The 16,386-nt window shown below is 36.5% G+C and carries 15 protein-coding genes and 1 pseudogene; 11 read left to right on the top strand and 5 right to left on the bottom strand.

Annotated elements, in window-relative coordinates; all coding sequences use genetic code 11:
• Positions 1–278 precede the first annotated feature (278 nt).
• Positions 279–1,430, bottom strand: a complete 1,152-nt coding sequence (locus AsFPU1_RS19070) for a hypothetical protein (RefSeq protein WP_124972782.1) — start codon at positions 1,428–1,430, stop codon at positions 279–281.
• Complete coding sequence (hisS, locus tag AsFPU1_RS19065; protein ID WP_124972780.1) at positions 1,427–2,734, bottom strand: histidine--tRNA ligase; 1,308 nt, start codon at positions 2,732–2,734, stop codon at positions 1,427–1,429. Before hisS ends, AsFPU1_RS19070 begins: the two co-directional genes overlap by 4 nt.
• A 160-nt stretch (positions 2,735–2,894) precedes the next feature.
• On the opposite strand from hisS, the gene AsFPU1_RS19060 reads away from it, so the two are divergent.
• Both AsFPU1_RS19060 and AsFPU1_RS19055 read left to right on the top strand, forming a co-directional pair.
• Positions 2,895–3,392 (top strand): YceD family protein, encoded by a 498-nt coding sequence (locus tag AsFPU1_RS19060; protein ID WP_124972778.1) that lies wholly within the window; start codon positions 2,895–2,897, stop codon positions 3,390–3,392.
• An 82-nt stretch (positions 3,393–3,474) separates the two neighbouring features.
• Positions 3,475–6,639: a sll1366 family intein-prone helicase gene (locus AsFPU1_RS19055; protein ID WP_124972776.1), complete on the top strand. Its 3,165-nt coding sequence runs from the start codon at positions 3,475–3,477 to the stop codon at positions 6,637–6,639.
• Here the strand turns inward: AsFPU1_RS19055 and AsFPU1_RS19050 are convergent.
• Entirely contained in the window at positions 6,585–6,851 is a 267-nt protein-coding gene (locus AsFPU1_RS19050; RefSeq protein ID WP_368665960.1) for a hypothetical protein, read from the bottom strand. The genes AsFPU1_RS19055 and AsFPU1_RS19050 overlap by 55 nt on opposite strands.
• Before the next feature lie 175 nt (positions 6,852–7,026).
• Here AsFPU1_RS19050 and AsFPU1_RS19045 point away from each other — a divergent pair, with 175 nt between their 5' ends.
• Positions 7,027–8,046, top strand: a complete 1,020-nt coding sequence (locus tag AsFPU1_RS19045) for a DUF389 domain-containing protein (protein ID WP_124972772.1) — start codon at positions 7,027–7,029, stop codon at positions 8,044–8,046.
• Between the two features lie 80 nt (positions 8,047–8,126).
• Here AsFPU1_RS19045 and AsFPU1_RS19040 read toward each other — a convergent pair whose 3' ends face one another.
• Positions 8,127–8,324 (bottom strand): hypothetical protein, encoded by a 198-nt coding sequence (locus AsFPU1_RS19040; RefSeq protein WP_124972770.1) that lies wholly within the window; start codon positions 8,322–8,324, stop codon positions 8,127–8,129.
• A gap of 363 nt (positions 8,325–8,687) precedes the next feature.
• Between AsFPU1_RS19040 and AsFPU1_RS19035 the strand changes: the two genes are divergently transcribed.
• The 4 genes and pseudogenes from AsFPU1_RS19035 (at position 8,688) to lpxD (ending at position 12,224) form a co-directional block, all read left to right on the top strand.
• On the top strand, positions 8,688–9,494 hold the full coding sequence (locus AsFPU1_RS19035; protein ID WP_124972768.1) for an inositol monophosphatase family protein: 807 nt from the start codon (positions 8,688–8,690) through the stop codon (positions 9,492–9,494).
• Between the two features lie 429 nt (positions 9,495–9,923).
• Positions 9,924–10,025 (top strand): annotated as a pseudogene (locus tag AsFPU1_RS23470) (PEP-CTERM sorting domain-containing protein); the annotation flags it as partial.
• Between the two features lie 160 nt (positions 10,026–10,185).
• Positions 10,186–11,025 (top strand): alpha/beta fold hydrolase, encoded by an 840-nt coding sequence (locus AsFPU1_RS19025; protein ID WP_124972766.1) that lies wholly within the window; start codon positions 10,186–10,188, stop codon positions 11,023–11,025.
• 152 nt (positions 11,026–11,177) lie between these two features.
• On the top strand, positions 11,178–12,224 hold the full coding sequence (gene lpxD / locus AsFPU1_RS19020; protein WP_124972764.1) for a UDP-3-O-(3-hydroxymyristoyl)glucosamine N-acyltransferase: 1,047 nt from the start codon (positions 11,178–11,180) through the stop codon (positions 12,222–12,224).
• Position 12,225: 1 nt separating this feature from the next.
• On the opposite strand, the gene AsFPU1_RS19015 is transcribed toward lpxD, so the two are convergent.
• Positions 12,226–12,486 (bottom strand): TIGR02450 family Trp-rich protein, encoded by a 261-nt coding sequence (locus tag AsFPU1_RS19015; RefSeq protein ID WP_124972762.1) that lies wholly within the window; start codon positions 12,484–12,486, stop codon positions 12,226–12,228.
• 103 nt (positions 12,487–12,589) lie between these two features.
• Here AsFPU1_RS19015 and AsFPU1_RS19010 point away from each other — a divergent pair, with 103 nt between their 5' ends.
• The 4 genes from AsFPU1_RS19010 to AsFPU1_RS18995 all read left to right on the top strand — a co-directional run bounded on the left by AsFPU1_RS19010 (position 12,590) and on the right by AsFPU1_RS18995 (position 16,357).
• Positions 12,590–12,943, top strand: coding sequence for an STAS domain-containing protein (locus AsFPU1_RS19010; RefSeq protein WP_124972760.1), 354 nt, complete (start codon positions 12,590–12,592; stop codon positions 12,941–12,943).
• Positions 12,944–12,963: 20 nt separating this feature from the next.
• Positions 12,964–13,446 carry an ATP-binding protein gene (locus AsFPU1_RS19005; protein WP_124972758.1) on the top strand — a complete coding sequence of 161 codons (483 nt, stop codon included), beginning with the start codon at positions 12,964–12,966 and terminating at the stop codon, positions 13,444–13,446.
• Between the two features lie 32 nt (positions 13,447–13,478).
• The gene (locus AsFPU1_RS19000) at positions 13,479–14,795 is read left to right on the top strand and encodes a SpoIIE family protein phosphatase (RefSeq protein ID WP_124972756.1); all 1,317 of its coding nucleotides are present in this window, start codon (positions 13,479–13,481) and stop codon (positions 14,793–14,795) included.
• An 86-nt stretch (positions 14,796–14,881) separates the two neighbouring features.
• A complete protein-coding gene (locus AsFPU1_RS18995; RefSeq protein ID WP_124972754.1) occupies positions 14,882–16,357 on the top strand; it encodes an SLBB domain-containing protein in 1,476 nt (491 codons plus the stop codon).
• Positions 16,358–16,386: the final 29 nt, after the last annotated feature.

Here is a 16,386-nt window from a genome sequence, read left to right as displayed (position 1 = left end):
TATCCTTATTAATCGAGATTCCGAGCTTGATTTACATTAATCTTATTTTTTACCATTTTAATTCATATTAATGGGGATCGCAACAAGTGTCTAACCTTGAAAATATGCCTCTCCCGTACCTGTGGTGATAAGTAAAGCTTATAATTCCTAGGATGGGTTAGACACTGCTATGATTTTGATGAAAAACGCATAACTTTTAAGGCGCGTCGTAACCCATCATCTTAAGTATTGTAGCTTATTATACATTTTATACCAAGATGTCGGGAGAGCCAGTTTAACTAAAAAGATGACATTTGTTCATAATAAATTTGTGGTAATTTCAGACTTTTTTTATCTTGATTAACATCGGTTTTACCTGGCTTTAATTTAGGGGGTAGAACTTGTCTAGATGAAGCGAAGGAAGATACTAATGGTTGTCTAATTTTACTCGGTTTTGGCAATTCTATTGTAGCAGGAAAAGCGGTGACTTTTTGTGGTAGTTCAATATCAAATATATAAGAAGTCTTATCTTCTGTACTCAATAATTCAATTGTATAATTAACTGAATTGTATTCATTGGTATTAAGAGTGAAACTATCTTGATTAATTACTACTCCTGTCATTGCCTCTAATCGAACTTCTCCTGATAAATTTTCTGCTTCTTTTTCCTCAGAAATCATTAAAATTTGTTCAAAATAATAAGGGAGTTTTTCATCATATAATACAGCCTCTACAGTCAAAACAATTTCTTCGGTTTCGGGATGTTTCAATTGATAACAAATTTTCCCTGTTAATGCTAAGTCAGCTTGAGTATCGGTCGCTTCAATTCTACCTGATACTGTAAGGGGTTGTCCTTTATCTCTAGTTAACTTAGTTTTCTCTAATTTTAGATTAATAAAACAGATTTTATCTTCTTCTTTTTGATCTAAAGAAACTTCTAAACACTCATTAGTTTTAGTTAATTTTGGTTCAATTTGTTCTCGTAATAATTGTTTTAATTTTTCCAAATAATATTGAGCTTGAGGATTAGAAGAATCAGCTATAGATACAGAAACTTCTTGGGGTTTATCCTCCGGTTGCTCATTTTTTATTTGAACTGGTGTCTCTAAAATATTAAGGATGAGACTTTCTTGCCAAGTATCTCCTAAAAATTCGGACATGACATCCCCACAACAGCGAAGTTCCCAAGAACTTCCCCCATTAAATTCAGTAAAGGGAAGAATCATAACTAACCCTTGTGCATTAATATGACGATTATACTGATTCTGATGGAGAACTTCTTCTGTTATAATAGGTCTATGGGTGAAACGAACCTCAATATCACTGTTAACTCGATTAGATCGAGCCATAATGCGATATTTTCCCGCTTCGAGTTCACAAGTGGAGGAGGTGAGGGGATACCAGAGGCGATCGCCCTCTTTTTGCAGCATAAATTCCCAGGCTTTCATCATGGTTCATGTGTAGAGTGACCCGTTGTTGCTTTATGTCGCTCAATTTGGGCTTTGAGTTCCCCGACTTGGCGAAGTAACTCTGTTTGAGATAGTTCTTGTTGTTCTTTGGTGGCCATCCACTTGACTTGCACAGTCTGAGTGGCTGCTTCTGTATCTCCTAATACTAAACAACCGATTGCCCCGCTACGATCAGCCCGTTTAAACTGTTTGCCAAAAGCACTCCCACTTAGGTCTAATTCAACGGTTAACCCTTCATGACGCAATTTTTGGGCTAAAACTAAGGCCTGTGCTTCTGCTGCTTCTCCCTTGGAAACTATATACAGATCACAGCACATATTAGGCACAGTTTGCTGTTGTTTTAAGAGAATAATTAGCCGTTCTAACCCAATGGCCCAACCAACGGCTGGAGTATCTGGGCCACCTAATTCGCTGATTAGTCCATCATAGCGTCCGCCGCCACATACGGTTGCTTGGGCCCCTAAATCTTCTGATTGAATTTCAAAGGCGGTATGGGTATAATAGTCTAAACCCCGAACTAAGGCAGGATTTAGTTGATAATCAATGCCTAAATCGGTTAACAGTTGTTGTACTTGGTCAAAGTGTTTTCGAGATTTTTCTCCCAAGTATTCCAGGATATTGGGGGCATTAGCGTTAATTTCTTGGGTACGCTGATTTTTACTATCTAAGATGCGTAAGGGGTTGCGTTCTAGACGATCTTGTGAGTCGGGATCTAATTGGTCTTTGTATGGTAAAAAGTAATTAACTAAGGCCTCACGGTATTCTTGTCGATCACTGCGATCGCCAACTGAATTTAGATTTAAGGTGAGACTTTGCAACCCTAAGGTTTTGAGGATATCTGTAGCTAAGGCAATGACTTCTACATCGGCTCTAGGATCAGCACTACCGATTAATTCTAGCCCAATTTGATGAAATTGTCTTTGACGACCCGCTTGAGGTCGTTCATAGCGAAACATAGGCCCTGTATACCACAGTCGTTGGACTCCACCGGAAGCATAAAGACTATTTTGTAAGAAAGCGCGAACTACTCCTGCGGTTCCTTCAGGACGTAAGGTAACAGAACGAGATCCGCGATCACTAAAAGTATACATTTCTTTACCAACTACGTCGGTTCCTTCCCCAATACCCCGTTCAAAGAGGGAAGTTTGCTCAAAAATGGGGGGACGAATCTCTTGATACATGGCCCGACCGAGTATTTGGCCGGTAATAGTTTCTACATATTGCCAGTAACCAATTTCTTCTGGCAGAATATCTCTTGTTCCTGGTAATGTTTGAATTGTACCCATTGGGGTTGTACTTTGTGTTAAAACTTTCAACGTACAAGATAACGCGAATTGAGGGTAAATGCAGCTAAGCCTATACGCATTTAAAATCAGAAAAAATCTGGGTAATACTCTTGTTACAATAAGTTTAGCCCCAATAGCCACGGATAGGAGGCGTGATCTCATGCAAGCTATTTACATTCCCCATTTACTGCAAACAACCAATAGAACCCAAACCCTAACACTAGATGACTTTATCTCTGGTTTAGATACTTTAACTCCCCTTCGTGGGAAAATGAGTATTAGACACGGTGGAACCTTTTTGGAGATTATTGTCAAAGCGGAAACCATTATTACGTTGACTTGCGATCGCTGTCTGCAACAGTATAATCAACGTCTCCCTCTCCAGACTTCTGAAATTATCTGGCTAGACAAAAATACCGATTTGCCGCAAAATATTCCTCAAGAGCGAGAAATTGCCTGGGAAGATTTATCAGAGTCTCTTTCTGTTGATGGACATTTTGAAGTTGATACCTGGCTTTATGAACAATTGTCTCTAGCCATGCCATTAAGACGATTATGTGGTAAGAATTGTCAACAACCCACTGTTATTTCTAATGAGACTCAAACCGTAATGGATGGTCGTTGGGCTTCTTTAGAGTCTCTTAAACGACAATTGTGATCCTAAAATTTGCCAAGGAATGGACATTGAATAATTATCAATTGTCCATTGTCCATTATCAATTATAAATTATCAATTATTTATGGCAATACTACACGGAAGTTGGCTCAAAAAATCTCAACATAGTTACTTTTTTATTTGGGCAGAAGCTTGGCGTAATTTATCTGATTATTCACCATTAGATTCTTTAATTTATTCTCATCCCTTTACTTTAAATCAATCTGAATTAATTGAGTATTTACAGTCTAAAAAGTTATATTTAACTGTCAATAAATTTTCTTCTTGGCAAACTGAAATTATAACTTTACCTAGTCAAACTATATCAAAGCAAAAAATTAATATTCCGTTATTATCGTCTCAATTTAATCCAGAACATACAACTAATCTAAAAGATTCATATTTTTTACAAGATTGGCAGGTAGAAGGTTTTTGTATTTCTGCGAGTGAAACCATTCAATTATTAACAAAATTACCGCTAGTTTTATCAGATAATACTGACAGTTATTTAGGAGAAGATATAAGATTTTGGACTCATATTTATCGATGGAGTCTAGATTTAATTACACGCAATAAATTTTTACCAGGGATCAGGAGTTTAGAGAATAAAACCTATCAAAGTAAATGGTATCCTTTATTAGATAGTACCCTAGATCAAGCTCGATTTGCTAAATTTATTCAACTAATGCCAACAGCTTGTATCGCTTATCAGCAAATTGATAAATTTAAGTTTGATCAAGAGACATCTTTTTTAGAAAAACAACAATTAATCCTTGATTTTCTTGAATACATCCTTGACGGGAAAATTAGATCTTTATCAGGTGCAAAAAACAGTATAACCCAAACCTCATTAATTCAAAATTGGTTACAATCATTAACAAAAATATCTTCTAATTTTACTGCGTCAGAAACAGAAATAAAACGACTGGATAATGCCTTAAAAAATTGGAGTTTATCTATACAAGAATATATTATCACTCCTGATAAGAAAAACTTAGGAATTAATCAATTTAGGGTTTGCTTTCAGTTACAACCACCCACAGAACAAGAAAAAAATACAGGCAAGGATAACTGGAAACTAAAGTATTATTTACAAGCCTTAGATGAGTCAGATTTTTTAGTAGAAGCTGAAACGATTTGGCAAAATCCCATTGAACAATTATTCTGGAAAGGACGAACTTTAAATAATGGTCAAGAAATCTTATTAAAAGGCTTAGGATTAGCTTCTCGTCTTTATTTTATGATAGCAGAAAGTTTAGAAAAAAGTTGTCCGACTTATTGTGAATTAAATCCGATTCAAGTTTATGAATTTATTAGATCAATTGGTAGTATTTTAGAGGACAATGGTTTAGGGGTTATTTTACCGTCTAGTTTAGCTAAGGGAGTAGAGGAGAAGCGACTAGGGGTTAGTATTGAAGCTAAACTAGAGGCAAAAAAAGGAGAAAGACTCAGTTTAAAAAGTTTACTAAATTATCAATTAAAAGTAGCTATAGGTGAGCAAGAAATATCTCAAAAAGAGTTTGAAAAATTATTAGAACAACGCTCACCTATAGTGGAAATAAATGGGGAATGGATCGCTTTACAACCGAGTGATGTTAAGGCAGCACAGAAAATTTTAGCTAAGTCTTATGACCCCATTATACTATCAGTAGAAGATGCTTTACGCTTGAGTATGGGGGATAATCAAATCATTGAAAAACTTCCTGTTGTTAATTTTAAAACTTCAGGAGTTTTAGAAGAATTAATTAATAATTTAAGTAATAATCAATCGATTCAACCTATTACCCATATAGCTAATTTTCAAGGAGAATTACGACCTTATCAACAGAGAGGAGTCGGCTGGTTAGCATTCTTAGAGAAATGGGGATTAGGTGCTTGTCTTGCGGATGATATGGGGTTAGGAAAAACTCCTCAAATGATCGGATTTCTTCTTACATTAAAAGAAGAAGAAATGTTAACAAAACCGACTTTAATAATTTGTCCTACCTCGGTTTTAAATAATTGGGAAAGAGAGGTTAAAAAGTTTGCACCAAGTCTATCAACTTTCATTCATCATGGAGAAAAAAGAGCTAAAGGTAAAGCATTTATTAAAGAAATTAATAAAAAAGATTTAGTAATTACCAGTTATTCTTTAGTCTATCGAGATCTAAAAACTTTGCAAGAAATTCAATGGCAAGGTATTGTTTTAGATGAGGCACAAAACATTAAAAATTCCCAAGCGAAACAGTCTCAAGCTGTGCGACAATTAAACACAGGATTTCGAGTTGCTTTAACCGGAACCCCTGTAGAAAATCGCTTATCAGAATTATGGTCAATTTTAGATTTTCTCAATCCAGAATTTTTAGGAACAAAGCAATTTTTTCAACGTCGTTTTGCCACCCCAATAGAAAAATATGGAGATCGAGATTCTTTACAAATTTTAAGATCTTTGGTACGTCCTTTTATTCTAAGACGTTTAAAAACTGACAAAGATATTATTCAAGATTTACCCGAAAAACAAGAGATGAATGTCTTTTGTGGTTTATCAGCAGAACAGGGTAAATTATATCAAGAATTAGTGGATCATTCCTTACAACAAATTGAAGAAAGCGAAGGAATTCAACGACGAGGACTTATTCTTACTCTTTTGTTAAAACTAAAGCAACTTTGTAACCATCCGTCCCAATTTTTAAAGGAAAAAACCTTAAATTCTGCCCAACGTTCTGGTAAATTTCTCAGACTAGAAGAAATGTTAGAAGAAGTATTAGAAGAAGGCGATCACGCTTTAATTTTTACCCAATTTTCCGAGTGGGGCAAACTTATGCAGCCTTATTTACAGAAAAAATTTGCTCAAGATGTTCTATTTTTATATGGGGGAACTCGTCGAGAACAAAGACAAGAAATGATTGATAGGTTTCAAAATGATCCTAATGGCCCCCGTATTTTTATTCTTTCCTTAAAAGCAGGGGGAACAGGATTAAATTTAACCCGTGCGAACCATGTTTTTCATATTGATAGATGGTGGAATCCTGCGGTAGAAAATCAAGCAACTGATCGCGCTTTTCGTTTAGGACAAACTCGCAATGTTCAAGTACATAAATTTGTTTGTACAGGAACTTTAGAAGAAAGAATTCATGATATGTTAGAAAGTAAGAAACAATTAGCAGAACAAACTGTTGATTCAGGAGAACAATGGTTAACTGAATTAGATACAGATCAATTACGCACTTTATTACTCCTTGATCGGGATGCTATTATTGATGAATCGTAGGGGCGGGTTTCCGTAGGGGCAGGTTTTTTACAGGAGTTATTTTGTAAAATACCTAAAACACGAGCAACATCTGCCACCCAAGGGACTGTTGAAATACAATAACCTTGCCAGTTTATCTCAAGAGATAACCAGTCAGGAATAGAGTGTTCATCGAAGTTAGTAGAAGCTTTATAATCTGCTTGAAAACAGTAAATATTACCAGTATTGATCATTATCTGATATATCATTGATTAGGGTTATCCAGATTAACAAAACTATATAAGCAAAACTAGGTAGATCAGAGATATTTTTATGATTTTTTTTGTTATACTATTATTTACTCAGTCAGTCAAAGCTATGCTAAAGAATAAATATCTGCTACTTAACTAGGGGCTTTCTCTTTTAGCCATGCAAAATTGGATCAATAGTACAATACCTAAAGTTCCCCCAGAAACCCGTCAAAAGTTACAAAAAGAACTATCAGAAGAGTCTACCCTTGATACTAATTTTCTGGTGTTAAATATCAGTGCTTGTCTCATTGCCACCTTGGGATTGCTCACTAATAGTGCTGCTGTTATCATTGGTGCTATGATTGTCGCCCCCCTCATGCTACCTTTACGGGGACTAGCATTAGGTGTGTTAGATACAGATAAAAGATTAGTCAAAAGTAGCTTAATTACCTTGGCTATTGGAACGGTAGTAGCTATCATTATCTCTGGGTTAGTGGGCAGATTATTTAACCTTCCGGCCGGTTCTTTTGGCCCAGAAATTTTAGCCCGTACTCAACCAAATTTAGCAGATTTAGGGGTAGCGATGGCTGCGGGTACAATTAGTGGTTTTGCTAAAATTAGACCTAAGCTAAGCGATGCTGTGGCAGGTACAGCTATTGCTGTGGCTTTAATGCCCCCCTTATGTGTAGTAGGAATTTCTTGGTCTCAGGGGGCTTGGGGCTATGGTAATGGGGCATTTTTGCTCTATATGACCAATTTTTTAGGCATTACCTTATCCTGTCTCATTGTCTTTGTTTTAGGAGGCTATTCTCTTGAGTCTCGTCAAACCAGCAAAGCTTTAGTCGGATTTTTGCTGATGACAGGAATGCTTACCTTACCCTTATTTTTCAGCTTTGGTAATTTGATCCAACAAAAACAATTATCAGCTAGAATCAAACAAATTCTACAGAATGAAACCATTACCTTGGGAAAACAAGCAGAATTAGTCGGTTTTGAGGTTCAATGGCCTTCCTTCCCTTGGAGTCGTCAACCTCCCATTGTCTTGTTAACAGTTCGAGAAAATACTGATAGTCCGATCACTCCCACTCAAGTTAGTTTAGTGGAAGACCTCTTAAAAAGAGAGTTCAATCGAAAATTTACCCTGATATTTCGTGCTAGTCTAGTGCGAGAAATACGATCAGATAGTCCCAATCCTTAATTAACTGCTTTTTCATAGCCAAAATACCCCCTAATAAGGCTAGAGAGTCAGAAAAATAAGGGTTGATGTTGATTTTGCTACTAACGACCGATTTTTCGCGCTTGATTAACTAATCCAACACTAATATAGCGGCCATAGTTATGTAGACGATCCTGTTGTCCCATTCTGTCAGGAGATTTAAACATATCTGTTAAACCGGCCCCCAAAACCATAACGGTGAGAATAAGGATCAAATAATTGCGGATAATGATGTTTTTATCAGTGGTACTTGATAGCATCTTGATTTAGGCTTTTATAATTATAGCCTGGATATTATGAGTAAAACGCCTATGAATAGTGAGGTTTGGCTTAATACCACCCCAATTCAAAGGATAGGGTAGACTTAACTAAATTGATATTGCCTCCCAGCATAACACTTTTGTCAATAATTCATCATATAAGTACCGTGCGCAAAATTAATTGCACAGTCAAGGCGCGGGTTTTGATATAGTCGTAATGGTTGAGTAATAGAGGGCGGGTTTATTGAAATTTTTTGTGAGAATCATTGATTTATGTAAAAAACCCGCCCCTACAAAACCCGCCCCTACAAATTTTGTGTAATTAATTTTGTTTACCTACTTATATCGGTTAATAAAAAATACATGGAACATTTTTGGTACGAAATCCTAACCTTTTGTCAGATAACCACCCAGAAGATCAGTCATCAACTCATGGCGGATGTGGGAAAATTGTCTCCAACCCTTAAAGAAGATGGTTCCTTGGTAACTCAAGCTGATCGCTGGGCCGATCAAGCTATTAGAGAAGCGATCGCGGCTAAATTTCCTGAACATGGGGTATTAACTGAAGAAACCGCCCATATTTTCCCTAATACTGACTGGTGTTGGGTTATTGATCCTATTGATGGAACGACAAATTTTACGCGAGGTATTCCTCTTTGGGCTATTTCTTTCGGACTACTTTATCAAGGAATACCCGTATTTGGGTTTGTTTATTTACCTCAAGTACAACAATCTTTTTATGGTTATTGGTATGGAAAAAGTGGGTTAACTGGCCCTATAGGTGCTTATCTGAATGGAGAACCTATTCACACCAGTTCTGATACTCCTAGTAAGAGTCATTTGTTTAATTTATGCGCTCGTAGTATTAAAATTCTTAGACAACCTTTTCCCTGTAAAATTAGGATGCTTGGTATCGCCAGTTATAACATTTTATTAGTGTCTTCTGGCGCAGCTTTAGGGGGTGTGGAAGCGACTCCTAAAATTTGGGATATTGCTGCAGTTTGGGTGATTCTTCAAGCAGCAGGAGGCTCATTAATTTCCTTAAAAGATGAAGCAATTTTTCCTTTAGAAATAGGTCGTAATTATGCGACTTATTCCCTTCCTTGTTTAGCCGTTAGTCGGTCTGAATTAATTCCTTTGTTTAAACCATTAGTAGACTGTATTGTGTAGATTGGGTTGAGTTTGACTTGACTGATTGATCAATTTCTGTTACATTAAATTGCGTTTGATATGTTCAAAATAGAAACATAAATTATGAAATTAAGACAATTAGGCATTTTTGCCATAAGTTCTTTATTGATTTCGAGTACATCTGCTTACGCTGCAAGTATAAAAGTTACTAGTGGAAGCGTAAAGACTAGTATTTCAGTTATGGGATTAGAACCTAATACTAAATATAGTATTTTTATAGGTTCTAAACCAGGAAAACCTAGTAATCTAAATGGATATGAGGATAGAAGTGATATTTTTACTGATTTAATAACAGATCAAAATGGAAATGGACAGGCAGAGAAAAGAGGAATTTTAGGTTTTCCGCTTAATGATCGTTTTATTTTTATAAGTAAGGATGGTAAACCTAACCCAGTACTACCACCTCAAGGAGTTCCTGAACCTTTAACAATTTTAGGTGCAGTAACGGCAGTAGCTTTTGGAACACAATTTAAACGCAAACTTACTCAATCAAAAAAAATGATGAAATAAATAGCTAAATATTGGTGAAGACGAGATGGCATTCAATAATTATAAATTATTATTGAATGCAATTTTTATAAAAAAGCTAATAAGTTTTTAAAGATTAGTCACTATTGAGAGGGGTGTAATGGGATAAAATACAAATTTAGTTGATTATTAAGTAACTAATATGGTTAATCGTAAAACATTAGAATTATCAACAATTAAATTATCCTATTTGGAGTGGAATCAAGGACAAGAACCCCTCTTACTATTACATGGATTAGCGGATCATGGCTTAGTTTGGTCAAATTTAGCAGAATATTTAGCCCCTAATTATCATATTATTGCCCCAGATTTACGGGGACATGGAGAAAGTAGTAAACCAGAAATAGGTTACAAATTCTCCGATTATATTACAGATTTAGAAGCATTAATGAATCATTTAGGTTGGAATTATGCTCATATTATATCTCACTCTTGGTCAGCTAAATTAGCCACAATTTGGGCAACGCAAAATCCCGATAAATTTAAAAATTTAATTCTTATAGATCCGTTCTTTATTGATAAAATGCCCTCAATATTTAAAATTACATTTCCTATTTTATATAAAGTATTACCTTTCCTCAAAGCAATGGGGCCATTTAACAGTTATGAACAAGCAGAAATCCTAGCCAAAACATTAAAACAATATCAGGGATGGAGTCCCTTACAACAGGAAGTTTTTCAACAAGGAATGAGACAGAAATCTAACAAAAAATGGGTAAGTAAATTTGTCGTACAAGCCCGCAATGAAATTTTTGATGATGTCATGAAATGTGCCGGATTAACTCAACCTATAAACATTCCCACTCTCTTTATTAAACCCCAAAAAGGACTTAATAGAACCGAATGGCAACTCAAACCTTATAAAACATATTTAAAACAATTACAAATACAAGAAGTACCAGGAAATCATTGGGCTTTTTTAGTAGAACCAAACCCATTTAATCAGACAGTTGAGAAATTTTTAAAGGAACAGAAAAGCTAAACGTAGGATGCGTTCCCAATGCATCCTCTATATCTCTAAATGTAGCATGCCTTCCCAACGCATCGGAACCCATCTGTGTATATCTCCAACCTATTTAACCATCTTCGTATAAGTCCTATTAAAATTAACTCAGTCTTAAAAAAATATTGACAATGAAATTCAGTGAAATTGTAGAAAAACTCAGTCCATTAGTCACTAATTCTAGCTTAACCACTAACAGCGATCGCAACCCAGATATTATCGGAATCGCCGCCATTGACGAAGCCATCGCCGGACAGTTAAGCTATATTGAAGGATCAAAATTCGCGCCTATGGTCACAAAAACCGCCGCCGATGCCCTAATTTTGCCCCGTGACGAAGACTTGCAAATAGAAGCAACCCAAAAAGGACTTGCTTGGATAAGCACCCCAGAACCCCGTTTAACCTTCGCTCAGGCGATTAACTTATTCTATCAACCTTTTAAGCCTACCCCAGGTATTCATGCCACTGCAGTTATTGACCCGACCGCTAAAATCGGTCAAGATGTGTCTATTGGCCCCCATGTAGTGATTTATCCTGGTGTTACCATTGGCGATCGCGCTTGTCTTCATGGCAACGTCGTCATCTATCCAAACGTAACCATTGGCGATCGCACTTTACTCCACGCTAATTGTACCATTCACGAACGGACACAAATCGGGCCTAACTGTGTGATTCATAGTGGTGCAGTCATTGGTGCAGAAGGGTTTGGCTTTGTTCCGACACCAGAAGGTTGGTTTAAGATGGAACAATCAGGCCATGTCATCCTAGAAGAAGGAGTAGAAATCGGCTGTAATAGTGCCGTTGATCGCCCTGCCGTAGGAACAACCCGCATCGGCAGGAATACAAAACTAGACAACTTAGTACATATTGCTCACGGTTGCCAAATCGGAGAAAATTGTGTCATGGCATCACAAGTTGGGTTAGCTGGTGGGGTAAAATTAGGAAAACGGGTCATTTTGGCTGGACAAGTAGGCATTGCCAATCAAGCTAAAATTGGAGATGGAGTGATTGCCACTGCTCAGACAGGAATTCCCAGTGATGTAGCTGCCGGAGAAATTGTTTCTAGTAGCCCTGCTGTTCCTAATAAATTATATTTAAAAGTTTCAGCAATTTATAAACGTTTACCTGAGATGTATCAAACCTTAAAAAGACTGCAAAAAAAACTAGAAGATAGTTAACTTAAAAAATGTCAAGTTCTTCATCACGTTGATCCATTTCATCTAAAGTTTGCCATCCGGGTTGCCAAAGAGAACGATCTTTGAATTGTTGAGCATTTATCCAAAAACGCACCTGGGGATCACAAGATGCTACCATTTCAGCAAAGACCCATTGTCCTTGATTTTTACGGTTTATTACTTGAAAATGTCGCCATCCCCAGGTTGTTTGTTTAGCTGTCCATTTCGAGCCTAACAGATGAGGAAACCTTTGTTTTTTTATCATACACCTGAACGATCATAACTGTGATTGTGATCACTGCCTAAAGGCTGAAAATAGGTTATTTTGTAATCAAATATAGTATAAAGGATAAACCAGGAGATAAACCATGAAGCTCGAATTGAATGATCTTGATAATGGCATTAAACAGGTTAAACTGTGCGGACGACTAGATTTTAAAGGAACGAATGAAATTGAAGAACCTTTTAAGACTCAGGTTGAAAGTTCAAAAAGTCCTGTTTTAGTTGATATATCCGAGGTTAATTTTTTAGCATCAATTGGCATAAGATTTCTTTTGTCAAATGCTAAAAAGTTAGTGAAAATAGGAGGAAAAATGGTAATTCTTAATCCTCAACCGATGGTAGAAGAAGTCCTAAAAACTTCAGGAATTGATCAACTCATTGAGATATACAATGATTATGAAACAGCTTGTATCGCTTTAAAAACAGCCATCTCTGACTAACAATAGAAATAAAGTAACTAATGAATATGTTAATTATAGACTTGCACCAAAATTCAGTAGTTGATTATAACACTTATGAAATCAGTTTGAGCAATCAACTTGAAGAATTAGAAAAGCTGACTGACTGGTTAAATGAATTATCTGAGGACTTAAAAATATCGCCACAAACTGCTTTTAGGATTGACTTAATTTTAACAGAGACAGTTACCAATATTATTGAGAATGCTTATGATGATGAGCCAATACACTTAATCAAAATTAAATTACAATATCGTCATGGTAGAATAACCCTAAGAGTAGAAGATGAGGGCATACCATTTAATCCCTTAGAAAGACCTGAATTTGAGTTTACGAATAACCTAGAAGACGTTAAAATTGGAGGACTGGGAATACATTTAATTCGTAGTTATAGTGATGAATGCCACTATCGTAGAAAAAACGATAAAAATAGATTAGATGTCGTAATTTACGACTTACCCCAAGAACAAATCAAGGCAGAATAATTCATTCAATCAAAAAAACTCTGGTTAAAAAAATGGAGAACTATAACTTTAAGACAGAAAGCAACATTATTAACCAGAAAATAAGAGAAAATAATAACAATAAGGCAGAGTCAAAAAATCTAATTTCTGCCGAATCTCTCGATTGTGAATTTATTAGCCAATTTGAGCTTTTTTTAGGAGTTGAACCAGAATTAATTAGACTCTTACTCTCAAAATGTCAATTAAGAAATTTGACAGTGGGAGAAATTTTGATGAGTCCAGGGGAAGAAAATCAATATTTATATTTATTATTATCAGGACATTTACGAGTATATTTAACTGATTCTGGAGATGCAAAATTTAACCGAGAAATGGGGTTTAAAATTATCCCAGGAGAATATATAGGAGAAATGTCAATTATTGAAAATAAGCCAGTATCAGCCTATGTAGTAGCTGCCGAAGATTGTCAATTATTAGCCATACATGAACAAGTTTTTTGGGGAGAATTATTTTGTCTTCCAGGGGTACTAAAAAATTTATTACAAGGGTTATCAAACCGAATGAGAAAACGGGATGAAATTACTCTAAAAAACTTACAAAAACATTTAGAATATGAGCATTTACAAAAAGAATTAGCTGCAGCCAGTAAAATTCAAACTAATATTCTTCCCCATGATATGCTGTTATTTCCTAACCATACTCAAGCAGATGTGGCAGCAGCTATCACCCCAGCAAAAGAAGTAGGAGGAGATTTTTTTGATGCCTTTGCTTTAGATGAAAAACATATTTGTATTGCGGTTGGTGACGTTTCAGGAAAAGGAATTCCGGCCGCATTATTTATGATCCGAGTCATTACTTTATTACGAATTAGTGTTTCAAGAATTAATCCTCTGGGAACAATTATAGAATCAATTAATCGTCATTTATGTGAGAGTAATGATGATTGTATGTTTGTCACAATGTTTGTCGGAATTTTCGATGTCAGTAGCGGTAAACTAACTTATGTGAATGGGGGACATAATAAGCCTTTTTTTGCCAGAAAAGGGAATGATTTTGAGTTACTTAATGTTCCCAACGGAATGTTACTAGGTATCTATGAAGACGCTGAATATAAAGCCGCCGAATTAAACTTAGAAATGGGGGACACTCTAGTTTTATATACCGATGGAGTAACGGAAGCAGAAGATCAAGAAAGATGTTTTTTTTCCACAGAGAAAACTGGGGAAATTTTGAATACCCTTAAACAAGAAATAACCGCCCAAGAAGTGGTTAACTCCTTACAAAAAGCCGTCTTTGACTTTTCCCATTCAGTTCCTCAGTCAGACGACATTACAATTCTAGTTTTACGTTATCTTGGGAAAAACACTTAGTTCGTGCAATCGCCCTAATTTCCTTGTCTGAGTCGTTATAATCAAGCGAGTCATTAAACGATTGATCTGGTGTGAGTGTTAATGTTATGCCTTATAATTTGTCCCAAAGAATTGTTCTGTCCCTAGTGGGGATGGGATGGATACTGACTTCCCCCTTAGTTTCCCTCCCGATACTGGCTCAGACATCAGTACGGCCCTTAGAAGACGTACCCCCCTTCAAACCCTTACCATCTCAACCCTCAGAGTTACTAACCGAAACCGAATATACTTTAGGGGCCGGCGATCGCATTAAAGTCACTGTTTCTCCAGTACAAGAATATGGGGGAGATTACCAAGTATTAGTGGATGGAACCTTAGCCTTACCCATTTTAGGGAACATAAGGGTTGAAGGATTAAGCATTACTCAACTAACAGATATTCTCAGCAAACAGTACGCCCAATATGTCAAACGTCCTATCGTTACCGTTAGTTTAACGGCACCCCGTCCCCTAAGAATAGGAATTGCAGGAGAAATAAATAGTCCAGGGAGTTATCTACTTTCAGTTGCGGAAGGACAAAAATTTCCCAGTGTCACCCAACTAATTCAACAAGCAGGGGGACTTACAACCGTCGCAGATCTCAACCGCGTACAAATTCGTCGTCAGTTTAAAGGAGAAACCCTGATATTAAACCTCAATTTATGGAAATTGCTCAAAGAAGGCAATCTAACCCAAGATATTACCCTACGAGACGGTGACAGTATTTTTATTGCCACTCAAGCTACTATTGATGTTGCCCAAACTCGGTTACTATCAGATGCTAATTTTGGCATTTCTGCTAATCAAGAAATCACTGTAGCTATTGTCGGAGAAGTGAACCGTCCTGGTTCTTATCGAGTGATTCCCCAAAGTAATACAGGGAATGCAGGGACTACAGGGAATACCACCCGCAGACAACCCCCTAGACTGACTTTAGCGGTTCAACAAGCTGGAGGTATTAAACCCTTAGCGGATATTCGTCAAGTAGAGATTCGTCGCTTTAACCGTGATGGTTCTCAACAGATCATTCCTGTGGACTTGTGGAACTTATTAGAAACAGGAAATCTTGAAGAAGACGTAATTCTACAACAAGGAGATACTATTACCATTCCTTTAGCTAAAGATTTGCCCTCAGATGAAGCACAATCTTTAGCCACAGCTAGTTTTTCTCCACCTACGATCCGTGTCCAGGTCGTGGGGGAGGTGAGACGGCCAGGGACAGTAGAGGTTCCCCCAAATACTCCCTTAAACCAAGCAATTTTAGCGGCCGGTGGCTTTGATCAACGACGGGCCGCTCAAGGTACAGTTGAATTAATTCGTCTTAATTTTAACGGGACAGTCACTAAACAAGATATTGATATTGACTTTGCTCAAGGGATTGCTGAAAATGACAATCCTATGCTGAAAAATAATGATGTTGTCCTGGTTAACCGTAATTTATTAACGGTTGCTTCAGATACTTTGACTACTATTTTTAGTCCTTTTGGAGCTTTAACTGGATTTTTTAACTTTGCTAATTTGTTTGACAGTAACAATAACAATTAAATTCAATAATCAATTAATAAGCTGTTGTG

Origin of the sequence: Aphanothece sacrum FPU1 (assembly GCF_003864295.1) — a bacterium.
Classification (GTDB): Bacteria; Cyanobacteriota; Cyanobacteriia; order Cyanobacteriales; family Microcystaceae; genus Aphanothece_B; species Aphanothece_B sacrum.
This window is presented reverse-complemented; position numbering and strand designations above follow the sequence as displayed.

Coding starts and splice junctions, on each gene's coding strand:
- AsFPU1_RS19025 (WP_124972766.1), top strand. CDS start 10,186: ATGGTTAATCGTAAAACATTAGAATTATCAACAATTAAATTATCCTAT.
- AsFPU1_RS19060 (WP_124972778.1), top strand. CDS start 2,895: ATGCAAGCTATTTACATTCCCCATTTACTGCAAACAACCAATAGAACC.
- AsFPU1_RS19050 (WP_368665960.1), bottom strand. CDS start 6,851: ATGATCAATACTGGTAATATTTACTGTTTTCAAGCAGATTATAAAGCT.
- hisS (WP_124972780.1), bottom strand. CDS start 2,734: ATGGGTACAATTCAAACATTACCAGGAACAAGAGATATTCTGCCAGAA.
- AsFPU1_RS19070 (WP_124972782.1), bottom strand. CDS start 1,430: ATGATGAAAGCCTGGGAATTTATGCTGCAAAAAGAGGGCGATCGCCTC.
- AsFPU1_RS19015 (WP_124972762.1), bottom strand. CDS start 12,486: ATGATAAAAAAACAAAGGTTTCCTCATCTGTTAGGCTCGAAATGGACA.
- AsFPU1_RS19055 (WP_124972776.1), top strand. CDS start 3,475: ATGGCAATACTACACGGAAGTTGGCTCAAAAAATCTCAACATAGTTAC.
- AsFPU1_RS19010 (WP_124972760.1), top strand. CDS start 12,590: ATGAAGCTCGAATTGAATGATCTTGATAATGGCATTAAACAGGTTAAA.
- lpxD (WP_124972764.1), top strand. CDS start 11,178: ATGAAATTCAGTGAAATTGTAGAAAAACTCAGTCCATTAGTCACTAAT.
- AsFPU1_RS19035 (WP_124972768.1), top strand. CDS start 8,688: ATGGAACATTTTTGGTACGAAATCCTAACCTTTTGTCAGATAACCACC.
- AsFPU1_RS19040 (WP_124972770.1), bottom strand. CDS start 8,324: ATGCTATCAAGTACCACTGATAAAAACATCATTATCCGCAATTATTTG.
- AsFPU1_RS19000 (WP_124972756.1), top strand. CDS start 13,479: ATGGAGAACTATAACTTTAAGACAGAAAGCAACATTATTAACCAGAAA.
- AsFPU1_RS18995 (WP_124972754.1), top strand. CDS start 14,882: ATGCCTTATAATTTGTCCCAAAGAATTGTTCTGTCCCTAGTGGGGATG.
- AsFPU1_RS19005 (WP_124972758.1), top strand. CDS start 12,964: ATGAATATGTTAATTATAGACTTGCACCAAAATTCAGTAGTTGATTAT.
- AsFPU1_RS19045 (WP_124972772.1), top strand. CDS start 7,027: ATGCAAAATTGGATCAATAGTACAATACCTAAAGTTCCCCCAGAAACC.